At 75.1% G+C, this 21242-nt stretch carries 19 protein-coding genes and 1 riboswitch; of the genes, 9 read left to right on the forward strand and 10 right to left on the reverse strand.

The window, feature by feature from the left end:
- Positions 1 to 2: 2 nt before the first annotated feature.
- Positions 3 to 1079, reverse strand: a complete 1077-nt coding sequence (locus tag AUV08_RS00350) for a phosphotransferase (protein ID WP_061867383.1) — start codon at positions 1077 to 1079, stop codon at positions 3 to 5.
- A gap of 141 nt (positions 1080 to 1220) precedes the next feature.
- On the opposite strand from AUV08_RS00350, the gene AUV08_RS00355 reads away from it, so the two are divergent.
- Positions 1221 to 2117: a CPBP family intramembrane glutamic endopeptidase gene (locus AUV08_RS00355; protein WP_061867382.1), complete on the forward strand. Its 897-nt coding sequence runs from the start codon at positions 1221 to 1223 to the stop codon at positions 2115 to 2117.
- An 18-nt stretch (positions 2118 to 2135) separates the two neighbouring features.
- On the opposite strand, the gene AUV08_RS00360 is transcribed toward AUV08_RS00355, so the two are convergent.
- On the reverse strand, positions 2136 to 2771 hold the full coding sequence (locus AUV08_RS00360) for a VOC family protein (RefSeq protein ID WP_369814505.1): 636 nt from the start codon (positions 2769 to 2771) through the stop codon (positions 2136 to 2138).
- Between the two features lie 178 nt (positions 2772 to 2949).
- Positions 2950 to 3065: riboswitch (SAM riboswitch) on the forward strand.
- Between the two features lie 130 nt (positions 3066 to 3195).
- Here AUV08_RS00360 and AUV08_RS00365 point away from each other — a divergent pair.
- Positions 3196 to 4563 carry a bifunctional o-acetylhomoserine/o-acetylserine sulfhydrylase gene (locus AUV08_RS00365; RefSeq protein ID WP_061873030.1) on the forward strand — a complete coding sequence of 456 codons (1368 nt, stop codon included), beginning with the start codon at positions 3196 to 3198 and terminating at the stop codon, positions 4561 to 4563.
- On the forward strand, positions 4560 to 5690 hold the full coding sequence (locus tag AUV08_RS00370; protein ID WP_061867379.1) for a homoserine O-acetyltransferase: 1131 nt from the start codon (positions 4560 to 4562) through the stop codon (positions 5688 to 5690). Before AUV08_RS00365 ends, AUV08_RS00370 begins: the two co-directional genes overlap by 4 nt.
- A 75-nt stretch (positions 5691 to 5765) precedes the next feature.
- Here the strand turns inward: AUV08_RS00370 and AUV08_RS00375 are convergent, their stop codons facing one another.
- Complete coding sequence (locus AUV08_RS00375) at positions 5766 to 6659, reverse strand: SGNH/GDSL hydrolase family protein (RefSeq protein ID WP_061867378.1); 894 nt, start codon at positions 6657 to 6659, stop codon at positions 5766 to 5768.
- An 80-nt stretch (positions 6660 to 6739) separates the two neighbouring features.
- Between AUV08_RS00375 and AUV08_RS00380 the strand changes: the two genes are divergently transcribed.
- Positions 6740 to 7432, forward strand: coding sequence for an alpha/beta hydrolase (locus AUV08_RS00380; protein WP_061867377.1), 693 nt, complete (start codon positions 6740 to 6742; stop codon positions 7430 to 7432).
- Between the two features lie 52 nt (positions 7433 to 7484).
- Here the strand turns inward: AUV08_RS00380 and AUV08_RS00385 are convergent, their stop codons facing one another.
- Complete coding sequence (locus AUV08_RS00385) at positions 7485 to 7739, reverse strand: RNA-binding S4 domain-containing protein (protein WP_197459302.1); 255 nt, start codon at positions 7737 to 7739, stop codon at positions 7485 to 7487.
- A 129-nt stretch (positions 7740 to 7868) separates the two neighbouring features.
- Here AUV08_RS00385 and AUV08_RS00390 point away from each other — a divergent pair, with 129 nt between their 5' ends.
- Together AUV08_RS00390 and AUV08_RS00395 are read left to right on the forward strand one after the other, a co-directional pair.
- The gene (locus tag AUV08_RS00390) at positions 7869 to 9251 is read left to right on the forward strand and encodes a glycine--tRNA ligase (RefSeq protein ID WP_061867376.1); all 1383 of its coding nucleotides are present in this window, start codon (positions 7869 to 7871) and stop codon (positions 9249 to 9251) included.
- The gene (locus AUV08_RS00395; RefSeq protein WP_061867375.1) at positions 9248 to 10384 is read left to right on the forward strand and encodes a GNAT family N-acetyltransferase; all 1137 of its coding nucleotides are present in this window, start codon (positions 9248 to 9250) and stop codon (positions 10382 to 10384) included. The genes AUV08_RS00390 and AUV08_RS00395 overlap by 4 nt, the downstream gene beginning before the upstream one ends.
- A 126-nt stretch (positions 10385 to 10510) precedes the next feature.
- Here AUV08_RS00395 and AUV08_RS00400 read toward each other — a convergent pair whose 3' ends face one another.
- Together AUV08_RS00400 and AUV08_RS00405 are read right to left on the reverse strand one after the other, a co-directional pair.
- Entirely contained in the window at positions 10511 to 11872 is a 1362-nt protein-coding gene (locus AUV08_RS00400) for an MFS transporter (RefSeq protein WP_061867374.1), read from the reverse strand.
- Complete coding sequence (locus AUV08_RS00405) at positions 11869 to 12891, reverse strand: LLM class flavin-dependent oxidoreductase (RefSeq protein WP_061867373.1); 1023 nt, start codon at positions 12889 to 12891, stop codon at positions 11869 to 11871. The genes AUV08_RS00400 and AUV08_RS00405 overlap by 4 nt, the downstream gene beginning before the upstream one ends.
- Positions 12892 to 13030: 139 nt before the next feature.
- On the opposite strand from AUV08_RS00405, the gene AUV08_RS00410 reads away from it, so the two are divergent.
- From AUV08_RS00410 to AUV08_RS00420, 3 genes are all read left to right on the forward strand, one after another.
- A complete protein-coding gene (locus AUV08_RS00410; RefSeq protein WP_061873031.1) occupies positions 13031 to 13447 on the forward strand; it encodes an ankyrin repeat domain-containing protein in 417 nt (138 codons plus the stop codon).
- Positions 13448 to 13566: 119 nt separating this feature from the next.
- Complete coding sequence (gene dusB, locus AUV08_RS00415) at positions 13567 to 14862, forward strand: tRNA dihydrouridine synthase DusB (protein WP_231865113.1); 1296 nt, start codon at positions 13567 to 13569, stop codon at positions 14860 to 14862.
- Positions 14855 to 16261 carry a deoxyguanosinetriphosphate triphosphohydrolase gene (locus tag AUV08_RS00420; RefSeq protein WP_084776560.1) on the forward strand — a complete coding sequence of 469 codons (1407 nt, stop codon included), beginning with the start codon at positions 14855 to 14857 and terminating at the stop codon, positions 16259 to 16261. Before dusB ends, AUV08_RS00420 begins: the two co-directional genes overlap by 8 nt.
- Positions 16262 to 16279: 18 nt before the next feature.
- On the opposite strand, the gene AUV08_RS00425 is transcribed toward AUV08_RS00420, so the two are convergent.
- The 4 genes from AUV08_RS00425 to AUV08_RS00440 all read right to left on the reverse strand — a co-directional run bounded on the left by AUV08_RS00425 (position 16280) and on the right by AUV08_RS00440 (position 21141).
- Positions 16280 to 17434, reverse strand: a complete 1155-nt coding sequence (locus tag AUV08_RS00425) for an ABC transporter ATP-binding protein (protein WP_231862088.1) — start codon at positions 17432 to 17434, stop codon at positions 16280 to 16282.
- A gap of 5 nt (positions 17435 to 17439) precedes the next feature.
- Positions 17440 to 18987, reverse strand: a complete 1548-nt coding sequence (locus AUV08_RS00430) for an iron ABC transporter permease (protein ID WP_010079202.1) — start codon at positions 18985 to 18987, stop codon at positions 17440 to 17442.
- A 77-nt stretch (positions 18988 to 19064) separates the two neighbouring features.
- Positions 19065 to 20156 carry an iron ABC transporter substrate-binding protein gene (locus AUV08_RS00435; protein ID WP_036317448.1) on the reverse strand — a complete coding sequence of 364 codons (1092 nt, stop codon included), beginning with the start codon at positions 20154 to 20156 and terminating at the stop codon, positions 19065 to 19067.
- A 106-nt stretch (positions 20157 to 20262) separates the two neighbouring features.
- Positions 20263 to 21141, reverse strand: a complete 879-nt coding sequence (locus tag AUV08_RS00440; RefSeq protein WP_061867370.1) for an NAD-dependent deacylase — start codon at positions 21139 to 21141, stop codon at positions 20263 to 20265.
- Positions 21142 to 21242 lie beyond the last annotated feature (101 nt).

Genomic DNA, 21242 nt, shown 5'->3' on the forward strand with positions numbered 1-21242 from the left:
CCTCAGCCGTCCAGGGCGGTGAGGGCCCGCGCCACGCGGGGCAGGGTCTTGCGCAGCAGGCGCCGCCAGGACCCCGCGGCCAGCCCGCCGACGATCGCGTCCCGGGCCGCCGCGTCGTCGAGCGTCTCCAGGGCCATCGCCCCGAGCCACACGCGGGCCCGGCGCGCCTCGGCCGCGTCCCGGGCCAGGTCGGGCACCTTCTCCTCGCCGTGCCACAGCGCCAGGTAGGCGACGTTGAGGGCCGGGTCCCACGCGCAGGCGAAGTCCCAGTCCAGCACCCCGGCCAGCGCCCAGCGCAGCGGGGCGCGCGGGTCCTCGTCCTCGGGCACGGCACGCCAGCGCATGTTGTGCCCGGCCAGGTCGCCGTGCACGAGCGACGGCGGCACGGGCGGCGCGGCGGTCCACGCCGTCACCGCGTCCGCGAGGGCGGCCACCGCGTCTGGCCACGCCTCGGCGCCCAGCCGCGCGTCGACGTCGTGCCCCTTCCACGCGCCCAGGCGCGCGGCGACCGCCCCCGGCAGCGCCGCGACGTGCCGGGCGCGCTCCGGCGTCCACGGGCCGCGGAACGCGAACGGGCGGCCGAGGTGCGGGGCGATCCGCGGGTCGGTGACGTCCACGGCGGCGAGGTCGTCGAGGACGCCGCGCAGCACGGCCGGATCACCCTCGTGCGGCGGGTGCGGTCCGCCCGGGAGGTAGCGCTGCAGCACCGCGGCGCTCGGGCCCGCGGGGACGGGGTCCGAGAGGGCGACCGGCACGGTCCACGGCACGCGGCGCTCGGCCAGGGCCGCGGCGAGCCCGTCGAGGAGGGCCAGGCGCCGGGGCAGGTGCGCCGCGGGGTCCCGCTCGGGCGCCCACCGCGCGGCGGGGGCGGCGCCGACCTCGTGGGCCCGCGTCATCCGGAGGACGCCGACGTCCTCGAGCACGAGCACGCGGTGGAACTGCCCGCCCTCCTCCACGGACGCCGCGGCCCAGTCGGCTGTGCGGAGCCGGCGGGCGAGGGCGGGGTCGAGACCGGGGCGGAGGTGCTGCAGGGCGCGGTGGACCAGCTCGAGCTCGCTGGGGGCAGGCGGGGAGACCACACGACCACGCTAACCCTCCCTCCGCCCTCCCGGACTTTCGAACGTGACATCGGGGGAATGGGGACTTTCGAACGGGAGATGGGCCCTTCCTCACGTTCGAAAGCGCGCGCGGGGGGAGGGGGCGGGCGGATACTGGGGGGCATGTCCGCCACCCCGCGCACGTCCCGCACCCCGGCCGGCCCGGCCGTCCGACCCGCCCCTGCGCTGCCCGCCCCCTCGGCGCGCACGGTGCGGTGGGAGATCGCGATCGTCCTCGGCCTCTCCCTGGGGAAGTCGGCGGTCTACGCGATCGTCCAGCTCATCGACAAGGCCACCCAGGCCCCGCTGGGGGAGCAGACCACCGTCCTCAACCCGGCCCTGGCCGACCGCTGGGCCTTCGACCTGACCTACCAGCTGCTCGGCATCGGGTTCGCGCTGGTGCCGGTGGCCCTCGTGCTGCACCTGATGCACCTGCGCGGCCGGAACCCGTTCCGGGTGCTCGGCCTCGACCTGCGCCGCCCCGGCCGCGACCTGGCCTGGGGCCTGGGCCTGTTCGCGGCCATCGGGCTGGGCACGCTCGGCGTCTACGCCGCCGGCCGGGCCCTGGGGATCACGACGGCGATCGTCGGCTCGGCGCTCGGGGAGAGCTGGTACCAGGTGCCGGTCCTGCTGCTCTCCGCGCTGCGGCATGGACTGCTGGAGGAGGTCATCGTGGGCGCCTGGCTCGTCGACCGGCTCGGGTATCTGCAGCGGCTCCGCGCCGCGGGCCTGGCGCGCGATCCGGCGCCGGCCGTGCCGTCGTCGTGGGTGAGCGCCGAGGGGCTGTACCTGCCGACCCGCGCGGCCGTCGTGGTGCTCGGCCTCGCGCTGCTGCGCGGGGCGTACCACCTGTACCAGGGGATCGGGCCGGGCGTGGGCAACGCCCTGATGGGCGTGGTGTTCGCGCTCGTGTTCCTGCGGGTGCGCCGGGTGATGCCGCTGGTCATCGCGCACGCGCTGCTGGACGCCGTCGGGTTCGTCGGCTACCCGCTGCTGGCGCGGGCGGGGCTGCTCGGCTGAGCGGCCCCGCCCCCGCGCTCAGAGCGTGATCTCACCCTTCGGGGTGCGGAAGGGGACCGAGACGATGCCCGGGGTGCCGGAGGGCGCGACGTACTCGATGTCCACGTCCTGGACCTGGCCGTCCTCGTCGTCGCCGAGCCACTCGGCGAGGCGCTCGGGGGAGCCGGCGATGTTCAGGTGCTCGATGGTGGCCTGCGGCTCGGCCGCCTGCGAGGGGTGCATGTCCTCCTGGCCGTCGGCCCAGCGCAGGATGAACGGCAGCTGCGGGTCCGCGAGGGTGCCCTTGATGCCGATCTGGCGCCAGGACAGCTCGCGGCCGTCCGGGAAGCGACGGTTGCCGGGGACGGCCTCGCGGCCGAGGCGGCGCTCGAACCGGCCGATGTCCGGGGTGGCCACGGCCCAGCTCATCCAGCCGCCGCCCTGCTCGGTGCGGGCGCGCACGAGCTGGCCGAACGGCGCGCTGAGGGAGGCCGGGTGGTCCAGGGCCTCGACGACCTCCAGATACTGCCCCCCCGTCATGGGGAAGAGCGCGTTCTGGGTGCCGAAACGTGGGTGGACACCGCCCTTGATCCGCTCGATGCCCAGCGTCTCGGCGATGCGGGCGACCGTGGCGTCCAGGCCCTCGGGGCCGGCGGCGTAGGACACGTGGTCCATGCGACAGGTGTGCACTGCGCTGTTCCTCTCCGTTCCCGGGCTGCCCCGGGGGTTGACCTGGTGCGAGTCGGGGGGCGTCGAGCCCTTGACGGGTCGGGTGCCCCCGTGCGGAGAGCGTATCCGCGTGTGACACGCGTGACGAAATCGTGGCGGGGCGGCGGGCTACACTCGGAGACACGGTCACGAGAGTCAGCAACAGGCCCCGGCATGCTGACCGGCAACCCTCCTTCCGCGGTGGGGTGCCCCGGGTGACGACCAGGCCGGCCCCACAACGGGTGCCGGCAAGCGCGGGCCGATCCCACGGCCCCTCTCGACGGCGCCGGGTCATCTCCGGCACCTCGACGACGCCGGTTCCCTGATCGGCACGTCGGCCGGCGGGCGGGGCGGACGGGTCCGGCCCCTGATCCCTTCAGGAGGGTCCGCCATGACCGACCAGCCCACCCCGACCCCCGACGCCTGGGGCTTCTCCACCGCGCAGGTCCACGCGGGCGTCGCCGTCGGCCAGCACGCCTTCGGTGCGACCGCCCTGCCGATCTTCCAGACCACCTCGTACGACTTCCCGTCCGCCCAGGTGGCCGCGGACCGGTTCGCGCTCAAGGACCTCGACCCGCTCTACACCCGCATCGGCAACCCGACGCAGGGCCCGGTGGAGGAGAAGATCGCCGCGCTCGAGGGCGGTGTGGGCGCGCTGCTGCTGGCCTCCGGTCAGGCGGCGACGACGTTCGCGATCCTCAACCTCGCCGGCGCCGGCGACCACGTGGTCGCCTCGGCCAGCCTCTACGGCGGCACGCAGAACCTGTTCAAGCACACCCTCGCCAAGGTCGGCGTCGAGACGACGTTCGTGACCGACCCGGACGACCTCGAGTCCTGGCGCGCCGCCGTCCGGCCGAACACCAAGGCGTTCTTCGGCGAGACCCTCGGCAACCCGCGCGGCGACGTCCTGGACGTGCGCGCCGTCGCCGACGCCGCCCACGAGGCCGGCGTGCCGCTGATCGTGGACAACACGCTGGCCACCCCGTACCTGCTGCGACCGATCGAGCACGGCGCCGACGTCGTCACCCACTCCGCCACGAAGTACCTCGGCGGGCACGCCGCGGCCATCGCGGGCGTGATCGTCGACGCCGGCACGTTCGACTACGCGCAGCACGCCGAGCGCTTCCCCGGCTTCAACGAGCCGGACGAGTCGTACCACGGCCTCGTCTACGCGCGGGACCTCGGGGTGGGCTCGCCGCTCGGCGCCAACCTGGCCTTCATCCTCAAGGCGCGCGTGCAGCTGCTGCGCGACTACGGCTCGGCCATCTCCCCGTTCAACGCGTTCCTGGTGAACCTCGGCCTGGAGACCCTGTCCCTGCGCATGGAGCGGCAGGTGGCCAACGCGGCCGCCGTCGCGCGCTGGCTCGAGGGCCGCGACGACGTCGAGCGCGTGGTCTACGCCGGCCTGGAGTCCAGCCCGTGGCACGAGCGGGCCCAGCGCTACCTGCCGAAGGGCGCGGGCGCGTTCGTCTCCTTCGAGATCGCGGGCGGCCGCGAGGCCGGGGCCGCGTTCGTGGACGGGCTCACCCTGCACCACCACGTGGCCAACATCGGCGACGTCCGCTCGCTCGTGGTGCACCCGGCCTCGACCACCCACTCCCAGCTCGCCGACGACGAGCAGCGCGCCGCCGGCGTCACCCCCGGCCTGGTGCGGCTCTCGCTCGGCGTGGAGGACGTCGAGGACATCCTCGCCGACCTCGAGCGCGGCTTCGCGGCCGCCGCCCGCCGCGGCGACGACGACGCGGGGGAGCGGGCATGACCGCCGTCGCCACGCGTCCGTCGCGCACCGCGCTGCCCCGCGGCGGCCGCCACCGCCTGCGGGTCGGCGAGCTGCGCACCGAGACCGGCGGGCTGCTGCCCGACGTCGAGCTGACCTACGAGACCTGGGGCACCCTCGCCGCCGACGGCGCCAACGCCGTGCTCGTGCTGCACGCCCTCACCGGCGACGCGCACGTGGCCGCGCACGAGGAGGACCCGACGCCGGGCTGGTGGGACGCCCTCGTCGGCCCGGGCCGCGCCGTGGACACGGACCGGTGGTTCGTGGTCGCCCCCGCCATGATCGGCGGCTGCCACGGCTCCACCGGGCCCTCGACGCCGGCCCCTGACGGGCGGCCCTGGGGCTCCCGGTTCCCGTTCCTCACGCTGCGGGACGCGGTCGAGGCCGAGCGGCGTCTGGCCGACCACCTCGGGATCGGCGCGTGGCGCGCCGTGATCGGCGGCTCGATGGGCGGGGCCCGCGCCCTCGAATGGGCCGCGACCCACCCCGAGCGCGTCGCCGGGGTGGGCGTGCTGGCCGCCACCGCGGCCTCCTCCGCCGACCAGATCGCGTGGGGGCAGGCGCAGACCGCGGCCATCCGCCTCGACCCGGACTTCCGGGGCGGCGACTACTACCCCGGCCCCGGCCCCGTGACCGGCCTGGGGATCGCCCGCCGCATCGCCCACACCACCTACCGCACGGCCGGCGAGCTCGGCCAGCGGTTCGGCCGGGAACCGCAGGGCGTCGAGGACCCGTTCGGCGCCGTCGTCGGGGTGCCCGGCGGGCGTGGGCGCTACGCCGTGGAGTCCTACCTGGACCACCAGGCGGCCAAACTCTCCGGCCGGTTCGACGCGAACTCCTACCTGGTGATCACCGAGGCCCTCATGGGCCACGACGTCGGGCGCGGACGCGGTGGTGGGGCGGCGGCGCTCGCGGGCTATCGGGGGCGGGCGTTCGTGGCCGCCGTCGACTCGGACCGGCTCTACCTGCCGGCCGAGTCCGAGGCGCTCGCGGCGGCGCTGCCCGCGCGGCCGCCGGTGCACACGATCGCCTCGCCCATCGGCCACGACGGGTTCCTCACCGAGTACGGCCAGGTGGCCGACACGCTGAAGCGCACCCTCGCCCTCTGAACTTTCGTTCGGGAAACGGCGGCGTGTCGCGGCACTGTCGTTCGGGAAACGGCCCCCGGCTCCCGCCGGCCGGGCTCAGGACTCGACGACGTCCAGCGGCTCGGTGTGGTCCGAGCCCTGCGGCATCGGCGCGCCGAAGAGCGGCTCGGGGACGGGGCGCTTGGCCGTGACGCCGTCGCCGGAGGAGACGCCGCGGAGGCGGCGGACCACCCACGGCGCCAGGTGCGTGCGCACCCACGCCGCGTCCGACGCGCGGGCCTCGCGCCACGTGCGCGGCGCCGGCGGGGACAGGCGCAGGTGCTCGAGGCCGTGCTCCACGCCGAGGGTGCCCAGCACCATCGCGGCGATCGTGTGGTGCCCGAGCGCAGAGAAGTGCAGGCGGTCCTCGGCCCACATCTCGCGCCGGGCAAGGTCCTTGAGCGACCACATGTCCGGCACCAGCGCGTCGTGTCGCAGGGCGATGGTGCGCACGTTCTCGTTGTAGATCGCCACGGTGCCGCGGATGCGGCCGATGACGGGCGTGCCCTTCACGTCGGTCGCGTTGAACAGCAGCACGGTGGCGCCGTCGGAGGCCAGGCGCTCGACGACGGCGTCCAGCCGGACCGCGATCTCGTCCGGGTCCGCGCCGCGCAGGATGTCGTTGCCGCCCGCGCAGACGCTGATGAGGTCCGGCCGCAGGGCGAGCGCCGGCTCCACCTGGTCCTCGGCGATCTGGTCCAGCAGCTTCCCGCGGACCGCCAGGTTGGCGTAGGCCAGGTCCTCGCCGGGCGGCGTCAGGCGGGCGAGCTCCTCCGCCAGGCGGTCGGCCCAGCCGCGGTGGTAGCCGGGACGGTCCGGGTCCGGGTCGCCGATGCCCTCGGAGAACGAGTCCCCGATGGCCACGTACCGGCGCCAGGGATGGGCGGCGGGGTCGTCGACCGGGGTCGCGTCGGAGGCGTGCGGAGGCTGGGAGGAGGATGGGTTACCCACGGGTAGGATTCTGCCCGCGTCGCGCGGGAGGGGTCAACCTCCGGGAGGGGCCGACCGCGCCGCTCGCTAGGCTGGCGGGCGTGAACGCGAACCCCACCTCCGCCGTCGAGCCCGTCGTCCGCTGGTCCCGCCCCGAGGGCGAGCGCACCGAGGACCTGCTGATCGTCCTGCACGGCTACGGCGCGAACGAGGACGACCTGTTCGGCCTCGTCCCGCACCTGCCCGAGCACGTCACGGTGGCCGCCGTCCGCGCGCCCCTGCCCCTGCAGCCGGCCTCCCACGCCTGGTTCCCGCTCTCCCAGGACCCGGTCACGGGCGAGCTGGGCTCCACCGCCGAGCCGGTCCGCGAGGCCGTCGAGGCCCTGCACGCCTGGGTGCAGGCCGTGCGCGGGGACTTCCGCACCGTCTCCCTGCTCGGCTTCTCACAGGGCATGGCCATGGCCACGTCGCTGCTGCGCCTGGACCCGGAGGCCTACGCGTGCACCGTGGCGCTGTCCGGCTTCGTGGTGGACCCGGAGCTCACCGAGCCGCAGCTGCGCGAGCTGTTCACCCGCGACGACGACGTCGCCCGCGTCCGACCGAAGGTCTTCTGGGGCCGCGGCCAGGAGGACCCGATCATCTCCGAGCCCCGGGTCGAGGAGACCCATGCCTGGCTGAACGCCCACGTGGACCTCATGAAGATCGTCTACGCCGGGCTCGGCCACGCGATCAACGAGCAGGAGCTGGGCCACGTGAAGGAGTACCTCGCACACATGGTGCCGCCCCGCGGCTGACGCACCGGGCCCGCTCGACGACGGCGCCGCGGCGGCCTGCCGGGGCGCCGGCTCAGGCCTGCTCGGCCTGGACGACGAACGCCTCGCCGGCGAACTCGACGACGTCCCCGTCGTGCAGCTGGGCGCCGCGGCGCGTCTCCACCGCGCCGTTGACGGTGACGAGCCCGTCGGTGACGACGTCGCGGGCCATGGCCCCGTCGTCCACGAGGGAGGCGAGCTTGAGCGCCTGGCCGAGGCGGATGGACTCGTCACGGATGGGCAGGGGCTGGGCGTCGGGTGCGTTCGTCTCGGTCACGGTGTCCATCATGGCCGGTAGGCTGGACGGGATCGACCGGCGCGCCGCGCCGGAACGGGCCCGCCGCGTCGGAGGCGGCCGGGTGCCGTCGTCGTCGTGATCCCCTCCCGCCCCGCCGATGAGTACGGAAGTGATGCCCCCATGGCTGCCAAGTCCCCGCTGGACAACGTCATCAACCTCGCCAAGCGCCGAGGCTTCGTGTTCCAGGCCGGTGAGATCTACGGCGGTTCGCGCTCCGCGTGGGACTACGGGCCCCTGGGCGTGGAGCTGAAGGAGAACATCAAGGCCGAGTGGTGGAAGACCTTCGTGCGCTCCCGTGAGGACATGGTGGGCCTGGACTCCTCCATCATCCTGCCGCGCGCGGTGTGGGAGGCCTCCGGCCACGTCGAGACCTTCACCGACCCGCTCGTGGAGTGCACCCAGTGCCACAGGCGCCACCGCCAGGACCACCTGCTCGAGGGGTTCGAGGCCAAGAAGGGCCGGCCGGCCGAGGGCATGGCCGAGATCGTGTGCCCGGACTGCGGCACCCAGGGCGCCTGGACCGAGCCGCAGCTGTTCTCGGGCCTGGTCAAGACCTACCTCGGCCCCGTGGACAACGAGGAGGGCCTGCACTACATGCGCCCGGAGACGGCGCAGGGCATCTTCGTGAACTTCCTCAACGTGCTGGGCGCGGCCCGGAAGAAGCCGCCGTTCGGCATCGGCCAGATCGGCAAGGCGTTCCGCAACGAGATCACCCCGGGCAACTTCATCTTCCGCACCCGCGAGTTCGAGCAGATGGAGATCGAGTACTTCGTGCCGCCGGCCGAGGCGGGCCAGCACTTCGACCGCTGGGTCGAGGACTGCTGGGACTGGTTCATCGACCTGGGCATCGACCCCGCGCACCTGCGGAAGTTCAACGTCCCCGCGGACGAGCGGGCCCACTACTCGGACGCCACGATCGACCTCGAGTACGACTTCGGCTTCACCGGCGGCGACGGCTGGGGCGAGCTGATGGGCATCGCGAACCGCACCGACTACGACCTCGGCCGGCACACCGAGCACTCGGGCACCAAGATGCAGTACTTCGACCAGGCCAACAACGAGCACTACACCCCGTACGTGATCGAGCCGTCCTTCGGCCTGACCCGCGCCATGATGGCGTTCCTCGTGGACGCCTACGCCGAGGACGAGGCCCCGAACGCCAAGGGCGGCGTGGACGTGCGCACCGTGCTCAAGCTGGACCCGCGCCTGGCCCCGGTCAAGGCCGCCGTGCTCCCGCTGTCGAAGAAGCCCGAGCTGCAGCCGGCCACCCAGTCCCTCGCGGCGGAGCTGCGCACCCTTTGGAACATCGAGACGGACGACTCCGGCGCGATCGGCCGTCGCTACCGCCGCCAGGACGAGATCGGCACCCCGTTCTGCATCACCGTGGACTTCGACACCCTCGAGGACCAGGCCGTGACCATCCGCGAGCGGGACACCATGGCCCAGGAGCGCGTGGCCCTGTCCCAGGTGAAGTCCTACCTGCTGGAGCGCCTGGTCAAGTGAGCGGGGACGTGACGGGAGCGGCCGGGGCCGCGGGGCACGACGACGGCGGCGCGCTGTTCGACTCCGCCGCGGTCGCCGGCGGGGAGATCGTGCTGCGTCCCTGGCGGCCCGGGGACGACCTGGCCCTGCTCGAGGTGTGGGGTGACCCGGCCAACGCGCAGCAGCACCAGGACCGGGCGATGCTCGCCGAGGACGCGGAACGGCCCTGGCGCCGCGCGCTCGTGGCCGAGGACGCCGGCGTGCCGGTGGCGGCAGGCGTCGTCTACGCCTCGTCCGTGCACCCGCGGCGGTTGTGGCTGTACGTCGAGACCGCGGCTGCCGAGCGGCGCCGGGGCATCGGCCGGGCGCTCGTGGCGGCCCTGCGGGGGCTCGCCGCGGAGGCGCACGCCGCCGGCGCCATCCCGACGACGGCCCTGAAGGCCCGGTTCGCCAAGGACGCCCTGGTGCCCGGCGTGACCGGCGCCGACCCGCAGACCGAGGCCGACGGTGCGACGGGCCGCCCGCCCGTGGACACGGACGCCGTGCGCTCCCAGACCGCCGCGCTGGCCGCCGGCACCGAGGCGTTCCTCGTGGCCGAGGGCTTCACCCCCGTGCAGCGCTCCCGCCGCGTCGCGATCGCCCCGGGCGCCATCGGCCTGCCGGACGTGCGCGGGGAGGAGCACCCGGACGGCGTGGTCCTCGAGGAGGCCTCGACCGGCTCCGTCGAGCTGACCCAGGCGGTCACCGCGTTCTACGACGCCGTGCACGCCTGGGACCCGTCGACCCTGAGCGTCGGGGCCGCCCAGCAGCTGCTGCTGGGCCCGGCCACCGGGGCCGCGGGCGCCGTCGTGCTCCGCGACGCGCCGAAGGCCGAGGGCGGGCGCATCCGCGCGTTCGCGGTGTCCTACACCCCGGAGCGCCAGGACGCGCCGGCCGACGTGCTCGTGGGCTGGGACCCGGAGCTGGGGGAGGAGGACGCGCTGCAGGCCGTGGCCGACCTGCTCGCCCTGCTCGTGGCCCAGTACCCCGTGCAGATCGAGGTGGACGAGGCGATGGCCCCGCTGGAACGGATCGTGGACGGGCTCATCGGCGGCAACGCGGCGCGGACGCTGGTGGACACGTACGTGTTCGTCGACGACGCGCCGGGCGCGTGAACCGGGCGGCCGCGACCGAGGAGCACCTGGCGGCCCAGGCCCTCGCCGGCGAGGTCGACGACGACTGAGCGGTTTCTGCCTGCCCCGGACCCCGGGCCCTGTACCCCGGACCCCGGCACAGAGTGGTCACGACACGCCGCGTGCACCCGCGCGAGACGGCGTGTCGTGACCACTCTGCGGGGCGGCGGGCAGCCGCGCGGCCAGCACCGCCCCGACGGCGGCCAGGCCCAGGAACACCGTCAGCGCCGGTGCCAGACCGACGGCGCCGGCCAGCGCCCCGACCGCCGGGCTGAGCCCGACCCCGGCCAGCCGCATGCACCAGCTCGTCACCGCCAGCCCGGTCTGCGGCCGGAGCCCGGGCGCCTCGTCGCCGAGCGCATAGGCCACGGGCACCACCACGGCGCAGCCCAGCCCCGCCAGCGCCAGCCCCGCGAACGCGGCGGGCACGGCCACCGGCCCCGGCAGCGGCGCCAGAGCCAGCCCCAGCCCCACGACGACGGCGCCCAGCCCCGCCGTCAGCGCCCCGCGGCGGCCCAGGGCGGCGAGGGTGCGGTCGCCCGCGAGGCGTCCGACGAACTGCGCGCCCAGCAGCGTCGACGCGCCGAGCACCGCCGCGGCCGGGTCCAGGCCGCGCTCCGTGATCAGGAACAGGGTGGCCCACGCGTTGCCGAACTCCTCCACGCCGAAGCCGGCCATCCCGATCACCACGGCGGGGACGAGCGCGGCCACGGCGGCGCGGCGGGACAGGGCTTGGGTGGCCGGGGCGGGCGGTGCGGACGTCTCCGACGGCGCGGGTGACTGATCCGAGGCGTCGCGGGCCGAGGCCGAGTCCGTGGGCGCCTCCGCCGGGAACAGACGCCGGACCCCCAGCAGCACCGCGACGCACACCGCGCCGTTGAGCCCCAGGTGCAGGGCCGCGGGGCCGCCCACGGTGATGACCGCCGCACCGAGCCCGGCACCGGCGGCCGCTCCGAGGCTCCAGCCGGCGTGCATGGTCGTGAGCACGGGCCGGGCCAGCCGGGTCTGCACCTGCAGGCCCTGCGCGTTCTGGGCGGTGTCCACGACGGCGTCGAGCACGCCCGAGGCCAGGACGAGGCCCGCGAAGACCCACAGCGGCCAGGCCGCGGCCGTGCCCGCACCGTGCCCGGCCCCCGCGCCCGCCCCGGCGATGTCGAGGACGAGACCGGCCGCCGTCGTGAGCAGGGCGATGGCCACGCTGCCGGCGAGCATGACGCGTCGGGCGCCGAACCGGCGCAGGATCGGCGCGGGCAGGGGCCCGGCGAGCGTGCCGCCCACGGCGAGCGCGATGACGAGCAGGCCGAAGGCGGCCGGGTCCAGGCGGAATACGGCCTTGGCCTCCGGGTAGTGCGGGATGAGCGCGCCGAGCAGGGCGCCGTTCGTGGCGAAGGCGGCGGTGACGGCCCAGCGCGCGCGACGGGCTCGGGCGGCGTCGTCGGCGGCGGGGACGGGCGGCGCGGCCTCGGTCATGCATCCCAGCCGAGTAGGCGCCAGACCTCCGCCCAGCCGGCGAAGATCTTCGCGTTGTACTCGACCCCGAGCTGATTGGGGTTGGCGAACAGGACCCAGTCGGCGGCGGCGACGGCGTCGTCGGCGGCGAGCTTCTCCGCGACCTCCTCGGCGGACCCGGCGTAGGTCGGGCCGGAGCGGGCGGCGCCGCCCTCGAGCATGCCGGAGGAGTCGCGCGAGGCCCGCTCCCGGCCGAAGTACAGCTCGTCCTCCCGGTCCTGGATGACGAACGCGGAGCGCGTGACCGCCGTGCGGCCCGGGCCCGTGTGGTCGGCCGCGGCGAAGGCCTCCCGGTAGCGGGCGATCTGGTCGGCCTGCTGGACGTGGAAGGGGCGGCCGTCGTCCTGGAGCAGGAGCGTGGAGGAGAGCATGTTGTAGCCGTCCGCGGCGGCGCCGGCCACCGAGCCCACGGAGCCCGACCCCCACCAGATCCGGTCCGCGAGCCCGGGGGAGTGCGGCTCGATCCGCAGCGGCTGCGAGCTGTGCGCCCAGCCGGAGGTGAGGTCCGGCGTCGCGATGCCCTCGCCGCGCACGGCCGAGAGGAACCGGCGTCCGCGCTCGCGGGTCACGTCGGCCCAGGTCTGCCCCTCGGCGAGGGCGTAGCCGAACTGCGCCTGGCCGTCGAGGGCGGCCTCGGGTGAGCCGCGGGAGACGCCGAGCTCGAGCCGGCCGCCGGAGATGAGGTCCGTGGTGGCCGCGGCCTCGGCCATGTGCAGGGGGTTCTCATACCGCAGGTCGATCACGCCCGTGCCGAGGCTGATCCGCTCGGTGCGGGCGGCCATCGCGGCGAGGATCGGGAACGGCGAGGAGAACATCCGCTGGAAGTGGTGGACGCGGAGCCAGGCGCCGTCGAGTCCGGCGTCCTCGGCGGCCACGGCCATCGCGACGACGTCGTCCAGGGCCTGCCGCGCGTCCGGTTCGGTGCCGGGCCGGTGGATCCAGTGGCCGAAGTTGAGGAAGCCGAGGTGTTTGCGGGTCATGCCGGGTGCAACCGCGGGGCGGGCGGGGCTGTTCCCGGTGCTCGTCTGACCGCCGGCCGGCGACATCACCTGCGGGCAGACCCGCGGAGATGTCGCTGCGGAGCGGTCGATCGCCGCGGCGTCCGCCATACTGGCGGGCATGAGCGAGCAGTGGAGCGAGAAGGACATCGAGCTGGCGAACCGGCTCTTCGACATGGCGCGGGACGGGGACACGGCCCAGCTGAAGGCATACCTGGACGCCGGGGTGAGCACGCGCCTGCGCAACCACGCGGGCGACTCCTTCCTCACCCTCGCCGCCTACCACGAGCGCCCGGACACGGTGGCGATGCTGATCGAGGCCGGCGCCGAGATCGAGCACGCCAACGATCGCGGCCAGCGCGCCCTGACCTGCGCCACGTTCAAGCGGGATGTCGTCTCGATGCGCCACCTCCTGGCCGCCGGTGCGGACCCGGACGCGGGCACGCCGTCGGCCCGGCAGACCGCTCAGATGTTCGCCGGTGCTGACCTGCTGGCGGTGCTCGACGGCGGGGACGCGGCGCCGTCGTCGGAGGCCTGACCCGCCGGGAGGACGGTCTGCCCGTCCCGGCGGGGTGCCTCGGCGATCGCCTCCCAGCGGGCCTCGTCGTGGGGCACGGTGACGCGGGTGCCGGGCGGAATGGAAGAATGGGGTCCGACATGACTTCTTCCCACACCCTCCCCGCCGCGGCGGTGACCGACGCCGACGACGTCGCGCACTACGCCAAGTCCGCCGGCGCGGGTCGACGCATCGCCGACGACGATCAGCTCCACGAGGCCCGTCACCCCGCCCCGACGACGGACCGCCTGACCCTGCCCCCGCTGCGGCTGGGGCCGCTGACCATCGACGTCCCCGTGGTGCTCGCCCCGATGGCCGGCATCACCAACACGGCGTTCCGTCGCCTGTGCCGCGAGTACGGCGGCGGCCTCTACGTCAACGAGATGGTCACGGCCCGCGCGCTGGTCGAGCGGAAGCCCGAGTCGATGCGGATCATCCAGCACGACCCGGACGAGGTGCCCCGCTCCGTGCAGCTCTACTCGGTGGATCCGGTCACCACCGGCGCCGCGGTGCGGATGCTGGTCGAGGAGGACCGCTGCGACCACATCGACCTGAACTTCGGCTGCCCCGTGCCCAAGGTGACCCGCCGCGGCGGCGGCTCCGCCCTGCCGTGGAAGGCGGAGCTGTTCGCCTCCATCGTCAAGGCGGCCGTGACCGAGGCGGCCAAGAAGGACATCCCGGTGACCGTGAAGATGCGCCGCGGCATCGACGAGGACCACCTGACCTTCCTCGACGCCGGCCGCACGGCCCGCGACCTCGGCGTCGCCGCCGTCGCCCTCCACGGCCGCACCACCCGCCAGTTCTACTCGGGCACCGCCGTGTGGGACGACATCGCCCGGCTGCGCGAGGCCCTGCCGGACATCCCCGTGCTCGGCAACGGCGACATCTGGTCCGCGGAGGACGCCATCGCGATGGTCGAGCAGACCGGCGTGGACGGTGTCGTGATCGGCCGCGGCTGCCAGGGAAGGCCCTGGCTGTTCGGGGACCTGCAGGCCGCCTTCGAGGGCCGCCAGGACCGGTTCCAGCCGACCCTGGGCATGGTCGCGGACACGCTGTACCGCCACGCCGAGCTGCTCGTGGACACCTTCGGCGGCGACGAGCTCAAGGCGCTGCGGGACATCCGCAAGCACGTGGCCTGGTACTTCAAGGGCTACCCCGTGGGCTCGGAGATCCGCACCGCGCTGTCCACCGTCCCGGACCTGGCCACGCTGGGCGAGATCCTCGCCCGCGTGGACCGGGGCCAGCCCTACCCGGGCGAGGCCGCCGAGGGCCCGCGCGGCCGGGCCGGCGCCCCCAAGCGCCCGCACCTGCCGGACGGCTGGCTCGACTCCCGCGAGCTCAATGCCGAGCAGCAGGCCATGATCCAGGCCGCCGAGCTGGACGTCTCCGGTGGCTGAGCCCACGACGCCGGAGCCCGCCGCCGGAGCGCCCGCCGCGCCGTCGTCGCCCTGGACCGGCGCCGCCCACCAGCCGGTGCTGTTCGGCCCGGAGGGCCGGCCCCCGTATGCCGGCCGCGCCGTGCAGACCCCCGGCTACACGCCGTGGGACCGGGAGCGGTGGCTGCCCGAGCCGCCCAAGTCCTCGTACCGCTCGGACTTCGAGCGGGACCGTGCCCGCGTGCTGCACTCCGCGGGCCTGCGCCGGCTGGGGGCCAAGACCCAGGTGGTCGCCCCGGACGCGGACGACTTCGCCCGCACCCGCCTGACGCACTCGCTCGAGGTGGCGCAGGTGGGGCGTGAGCTCGGTAGGTCGCTGGGCTGCGACCCCGACCTCGTGGACACCGCCTGCCTGTCCCACGACCTCGGCCACCCGCCCTTCGGGCACAACGGGGAGAAGGCGCTCGACGCGCTCAGCGAGGACGTCGGCGGCTTCGAGGGCAACGCCCAGACCCTGCGGCTGCTGGCCCGCCTCGAGCAGAAGAAGCTCTTCGCGGACGGCTCCTCCGCGGGCCTGAACCTCACGCGGGCCGCCCTCGACGCCGCGTGCAAGTATCCGTGGACCCGTGAGGACGCCCCGCTGCGTCCGGACGGCACGCGGTCGCGCAAGTTCGGCGTCTACGAGGACGACCTGCCCGTGTTCCGCTGGTTCCGCGCCGGGGTGCCCGGCACGCGCACGTCCATGGAGGCCCAGGTCATGGACCTCGCGGACGACATCTCCTACTCCGTGCACGACGTCGAGGACGGCGTGGTCAACGCCGTGTTCCAGCTCAAGTGGCTGGCCATCCCGGAGCACCGGGAGCGCGTCGTGGAGACCACCCGCCAGTGGTACCTGCCGCACACGGACCCGGCCGAGGTCGACGCGGCCCTGGCCCGCCTCGAGGCCACCGACGTGTGGGTCTCCGAGATGGACGGCTCCCGGCGGGCGCTCGCGGCGATGAAGGACATGACGAGCCAGCTGATCGGCCGGTTCTGCAGCGCCGCCTTCGACGCCACGCGCCAGGTGTTCGGCAACGAGCCGCTGACCCGCCACGGGGCCGACGTCGTGGTGCCCGAGGAGACGGAGACCGAGATCGCCGTGATGAAGGGCATCGCGGCGGCCTACGTGATGACCGCGGAGCAGCGTCAGCCGCTCTACGCGCGGCAGCGCGAGGTGCTTGCGGAGCTCGTGGCGCTGCTGGACGCCACGGGGGACCGGTACCTCGAGCCGATGTTCGCGTTCGACTGGGCGCAGGCCCCCGACGACGCCGCCCGGCGGCGCGTGGTGATCGACCAGATCGCCTCGCTCACCGATTCGACCGCCGTCGAGTGGCATCACACCCTGGTGCAGGGCGCGGAGTTCCGGCGCGTCTGGATCTGAGGGGCCGCCCCGGGCCGGTCACTCGCCCGGGGCGACGACGGCGCACGGGCCCGCGAGCCGGACCCCGCAGGCGGCGTCGAGCGGGGGCAGCGCCCCCTCCACGCGGGCCTGGGCCCGGGTGCCGTCGGCCAGCTGGACCGTGGCCACCGAGTCGTGGCCGCGGTAGTCCACGTCCACCACGGTGGCGGGCGTCCAGACGCGCGCGGCCTCGACCCCGTCCACGTCAACGGTCGGGTCGAGGGTGCCGCGCACGTGCTCGGGGCGGACCACCACGAGGTCCCCGGGCACAGCCGTGGCCGCACGCGCCCCGTGCAGGGGCACCGGGCCGAGGGCGGTGCGCCCGATCCGCCGGCCGCCGTCGCGCTCCGGCCCGGTCACGTCCAGCAGCGGCAGCAGGGAGGCCTCCCCGACGAACGCGGCGACCCAGGCGTCGGCCGGGTGCGCGTACACCTCGTCCGGCGTGCCCAGCTGGGGCAGGCGCCCGGCCCGCATCACGGCCGCGCGGTCGGCCATGGACAGGGCCTCGGACTGGTCGTGGGTGACGAGCACGGCCGTGGCGCCGTCCTCCTTCAGCGCCTGGCGCACGTCCCGGCGCAGGCCGCTGCGCAGGGAGGCGTCGAGGGCGCCGAAGGGCTCGTCCAGCAGGATCAGCGGCGGGCGCGGGGCCATCGCCCGGGCCAGGGCCACGCGCTGCTGCTGGCCGCCGGAGAGCTCGTGCGGCATGCGCTCGCCGTGGCCGGCGAGGTCCACGAGCTCGAGGCACTCCTGGATGCGGGCCATCCGCCCGGGCCGGCGGCGGCGCAGCCCGAAGCCCACGTTCTCCGCCACGCTCAGGTGCGGGAACAGGGCGCCGTCCTGGGGCACCACGGCCACGTGCCGGCGGTGGGCGGGCACGTGCACGCGGGGCAGGGCCACCACGGAGCCGGCAAGGCTGATGCGGCCGGACTCGATGCGCTCGAAGCCGGCCAGGCAGCGCAGCAGCGTGGTCTTCCCGCAGCCGGAGGGGCCGAGCACGGCGAGCAGCTCGCCCGGCTCCAGGTCGAACTGCACGCCCTCCAGGACGGGCCCCTCCCCGTAGGAGGCGCCGAGGTCGGCCACGGACACGGCGTGGCCGACGCCGGGCCGGGGACCGGCCGGGCGGGACGCGCGGGTCGAGGCGGCGGGGGAGGGCATGGCGGTCATTCTGACACCTCGTTCGGGGTCGACGGGGCGCTCGAGCGGCCGCGCACGGCCGCGACGATCCCCGTGCGGTGGACCACCACCCACGTGGGCACCGCGGCGAGCAGCACGAGGGTGAGCGCGTAGGGGGCGGCCTCGGCGTACCGGCCCACGCTGGTGGCGTTCCACAGGCGGGTGGCGAGCGTGTCCATGCCGGTGGGCCGCAGCAGCAGCGTGGCGGGCAGCTCCTTCATGGCGGTGAGGGCCACCAGCGCGACGCCGGCGCCCACCCCCGGCAGCGCCAGCGGCAGGGTCACGCGGCGCAGCACCTCGGCGCCCGAGGAGCCCAGGGACCGGGCCGCCTCCTCGAGGGCAGGGGAGGACTGGGCGACGGCCCCGGCCACCGACGTGACCGCCAGCGGCAGGAACAGGGTGGCGTAGGCGAAGGCCACCATCCACGTGGTCTGGTAGAGCGCCGGGACCAGGGAGACCCCGAGGAACACGAGGGAGAGCCCCACGACGACGCCGGGCAGCCCGTGCGCGAGGAACGCGGCGCGCTCGGCGATCCGGGAGACGCGCCCCGGGTGGCGGGCGGCGAGGATGCCGATCGGCAGGGCGAGGGCGAGGGTGAGCGCCGCGCCCGCGCCCGCCAGGACCACGGAGCCGGAGACGGCGTCGAGCCAGCGGTCCCGGACGGCGGACAGGGACGTGCCCTCGCCCATCCAGCGGACCAGGCTCACCGCGGGCACGCCCAGCGCGGCGCCCGTGACCACGGCGAGGAGCCCGGTGCCGACCCAGCGGGACCGGCCCAGCCGGTGCACGCTGACCCGGCGGACCGTGCGACCGGAGCGGACGCCGTCGTCGGCCCGGCGGGTGCGGGACTCGCCCCAGAGCACCAGCACCGTCAGCAGCACGAGCACGGTGGCCAGGGTGAGGGCGAGCTGCCGGTTGAAGCCCACCTCGAGCGCCGTGAAGATCGCCCGGGTGAAGGTGTCCAGGCGCAGGATGGCCACGGCGCCGAAGTCGGAGAGCACGTAGAGGGCCACCAGCAGGGCGCCGCCGGCGATCGCCGGGCGCACTTGGGCGAGCGTGACGGTGAACAGCGTGGCGGCGGGGCCGCGGCCGAGCGAGCGGGCCACGTCCTCCTGGCCGGGGTCGATGCGGGAGAGCGCGGCCGCCACCGGCAGGTATACGTACGGGTACGTGTAGAGGGTCATCACCGTCACCGCGGCCCAGAACCCCTCGAAGCGCCCCGCCTCCACGCCGGGCAGCAGGTCCGAGACGGACACCCACGTGAACGCCGCCACGTAGGAGGGCACGGCCAGCGGCAGCGCCAGCAGGACGGCCAGCAGGCCGCGGCCGGGCGTGTCGGTGCGGGTGACGAGCCAGGCGGCGCCCACGCCGATCACCAGGCACAGCGCGGTCACCACGGCGGTGAGCGCGAGCGAGGTGGCGGCCAGGGCGCCCACGCGCGGGCTCACGACGGCGTCCAGCCAGGGGCCGAACCCGCCCTGGGCGGTGCGCAGGAACAGGTAGCCGATGGGGACGAGCGCGACCGCCGCGGCCACGAGGGCCGCGGCGGTCAGCGCCGCGGGAGCGCGCCGTCCGCGCGTGCGGCGGACGGCCGGCTCCGGTGCTCGGGGGGTCAGAGCAGGCCCGCCTCCTGGATCATCTGGATGGTGGTCTGGAGGTCGTCCAGGTCGTTGAGGTCCACGTCGGGGGCCTTGACCTCGGAGAGCTCCGGGAAGCCGGCCGGCTGCTCCACGCCCTCCACGAGCGGGTACTCGCCGGTCTCCTCGGCGAAGTACGACTGACCGTCCTCGGAGAGAAGGTACTCCACGAGGGCGGCGGCGTCGCCGTCCTCCTGCTCGCCCACCAGGCCCATGCCGGACACGTTCACCAGCGAGCCGAGGTCGCCGTCGGGGAAGAAGTGCAGGGACGCGCCCAGCTCCTCCGGGGCGACGCCCTTCTCCCGGGCCAGCTCGAACAGGTAGTAGTGGTTGACTAGGCCGGTGTCCAGGGTGCCGGCGTCCACGTCGGCGAGGATCTCGCCGTTCTTCTCGCGGCGCTGCGGGTCGTTGGCGGCGAAGTCCTCGAGCCAGGTCCGGGCCTCGTCCTCGCCCTTCTGCAGGCGAAGGGCGGTGACGAACGTCTGGAAGGACGCGTTGGTGGGGGCGACGCCGACGCGGCCCTTCCACTTCGGATCGGTCAGCTCGTCGACCGACGTCGGGAGGTCGGCCTCGGGGACCTTCTCCTCGTTGTAGGCCAGCACGCGGACGCGGCCGGTCAGGCCGACCCAGTCGCCCTCGTCGTCCCGGTAGGTCTCGGGCACGCGGTCCAGGGTCTCCTGGGCGAGGGGCGTGAACAGGCCCTCCTTGGCGACGGCGCCGAGCGCGCCCGCATCCTGGGAGAGGAACACGTCGGCGGGGGAGCCCTCGCCCTCCTCGATCAGCTGCGCGGCCATGGCGGGGGTCTTGTCGTAGCGGACCTCCACCTCGATGCCGGTCTCGTCGGTGAACTCGTCCAGGATCGGCTGGACGAGGTCCTCGCTGCGGCCCGAGTACAGGGTGACCTTCTTGTCCGACTCGGCGGCGGAGGCGGAGCCGGACGCCGCGCCGGACGCGGAGTCCGAGCCGGAGCCGCCGGTGCCGCCGGCGCAGGCGGTCAGGGCGAGCAGCAGCGTGGCGGACACGGCCGAGAGGCGGACACCACGCGAGAGGGCGCGGGACTGGGGCATGGCAATCTCGATTCGGGAGGAGTGGCGGGGGCGGCGCCGCGGGCCAGGGGTTCCTGGCGGGCCGGCAAGGGGAGCCTATTAAGTCATGCGTGTGTTGTCTATTGCGTCACCATGTGACGTGCCTCGCAGTCGACAAGGCCCCCGACGGCCCGGGCCAGACGCCGGCGACGAGCGCGGGCAGCACCGCCCCGGCCGAGCCGCGCAGCGCGTGCGTCACCGCGCCGCTCAGCTCGGTCTCCACGGGGTTCACCTCGACGACGGCGACCCCGGCTCCCAGCGCCACGAACGGCAGGGACGCGGCCGGCTGGATCAGGCCCGAGGTGCCGACGACGAGGGCCAGGTCGCAGCGCTCCAGCGCCTCGTAGGCGCGCTCCCACGGCTCCTGCGGCAGCATCTCGCCGAACCACACCACGCCCGGCCGGATCCGTCCCGTCCCGCACGCCGGGCACGCCGGCGGCGCCTCACGCAGCATCGCCTCCAGGTCCGCCTCCGAGCCGGCCGCGTCCACGTCCGAGGGCGCGCCCGGGTCCACGTCCGCCGGGGCCCCGCACTCGGCGCAGCGGTGTTCGAACAGCGAGCCGTGCAGGTGCGCGAGCACGCGGGCGCCGGCCCGCTCGTGCAGGTCGTCCACGTTCTGGGTGACCACCTCCAGGTCGGGTGTGCGGCGCTGCCAGGCGGCGACGGCGTCGTGCCCCGGATTCGGTCGGCGGGCCCGCACCATCCGGGCACGCCACCGGTACCAGGACCACACGAGCGCGGGATCGGCGAGGAACGCCTCCTCCGTGGCGAGCTGTTCCGCGGAGAAGCGCTCCCACAGGCCGGTCTGGGCGTCACGGAACGTGGGGATGCCGGACTCGGCGCTCATCCCCGCCCCGGAGAGCACCACGGGACGCTCGGCGGCGGCCACGAGCGCGCGGACGGCGTCCAGCGCGTCAGGGTCGAGGTCGGGGGCGGAGGCGGCGAGGACGGGGTGCGGATCGGCCATGTCCCCAGCCTAGGCAGGCCGCACGGGTGGGCGCCCCCCTCGTTTGGGGGCGGTTTGCGGCGTTATTCCGTCGGAATACCGCCGAATATCGCCCCCGAACC

Source organism: Micrococcus sp. CH7 (genome assembly GCF_001595485.1).
GTDB classification, from domain to species: domain Bacteria; phylum Actinomycetota; class Actinomycetes; order Actinomycetales; family Micrococcaceae; genus Micrococcus; species Micrococcus luteus.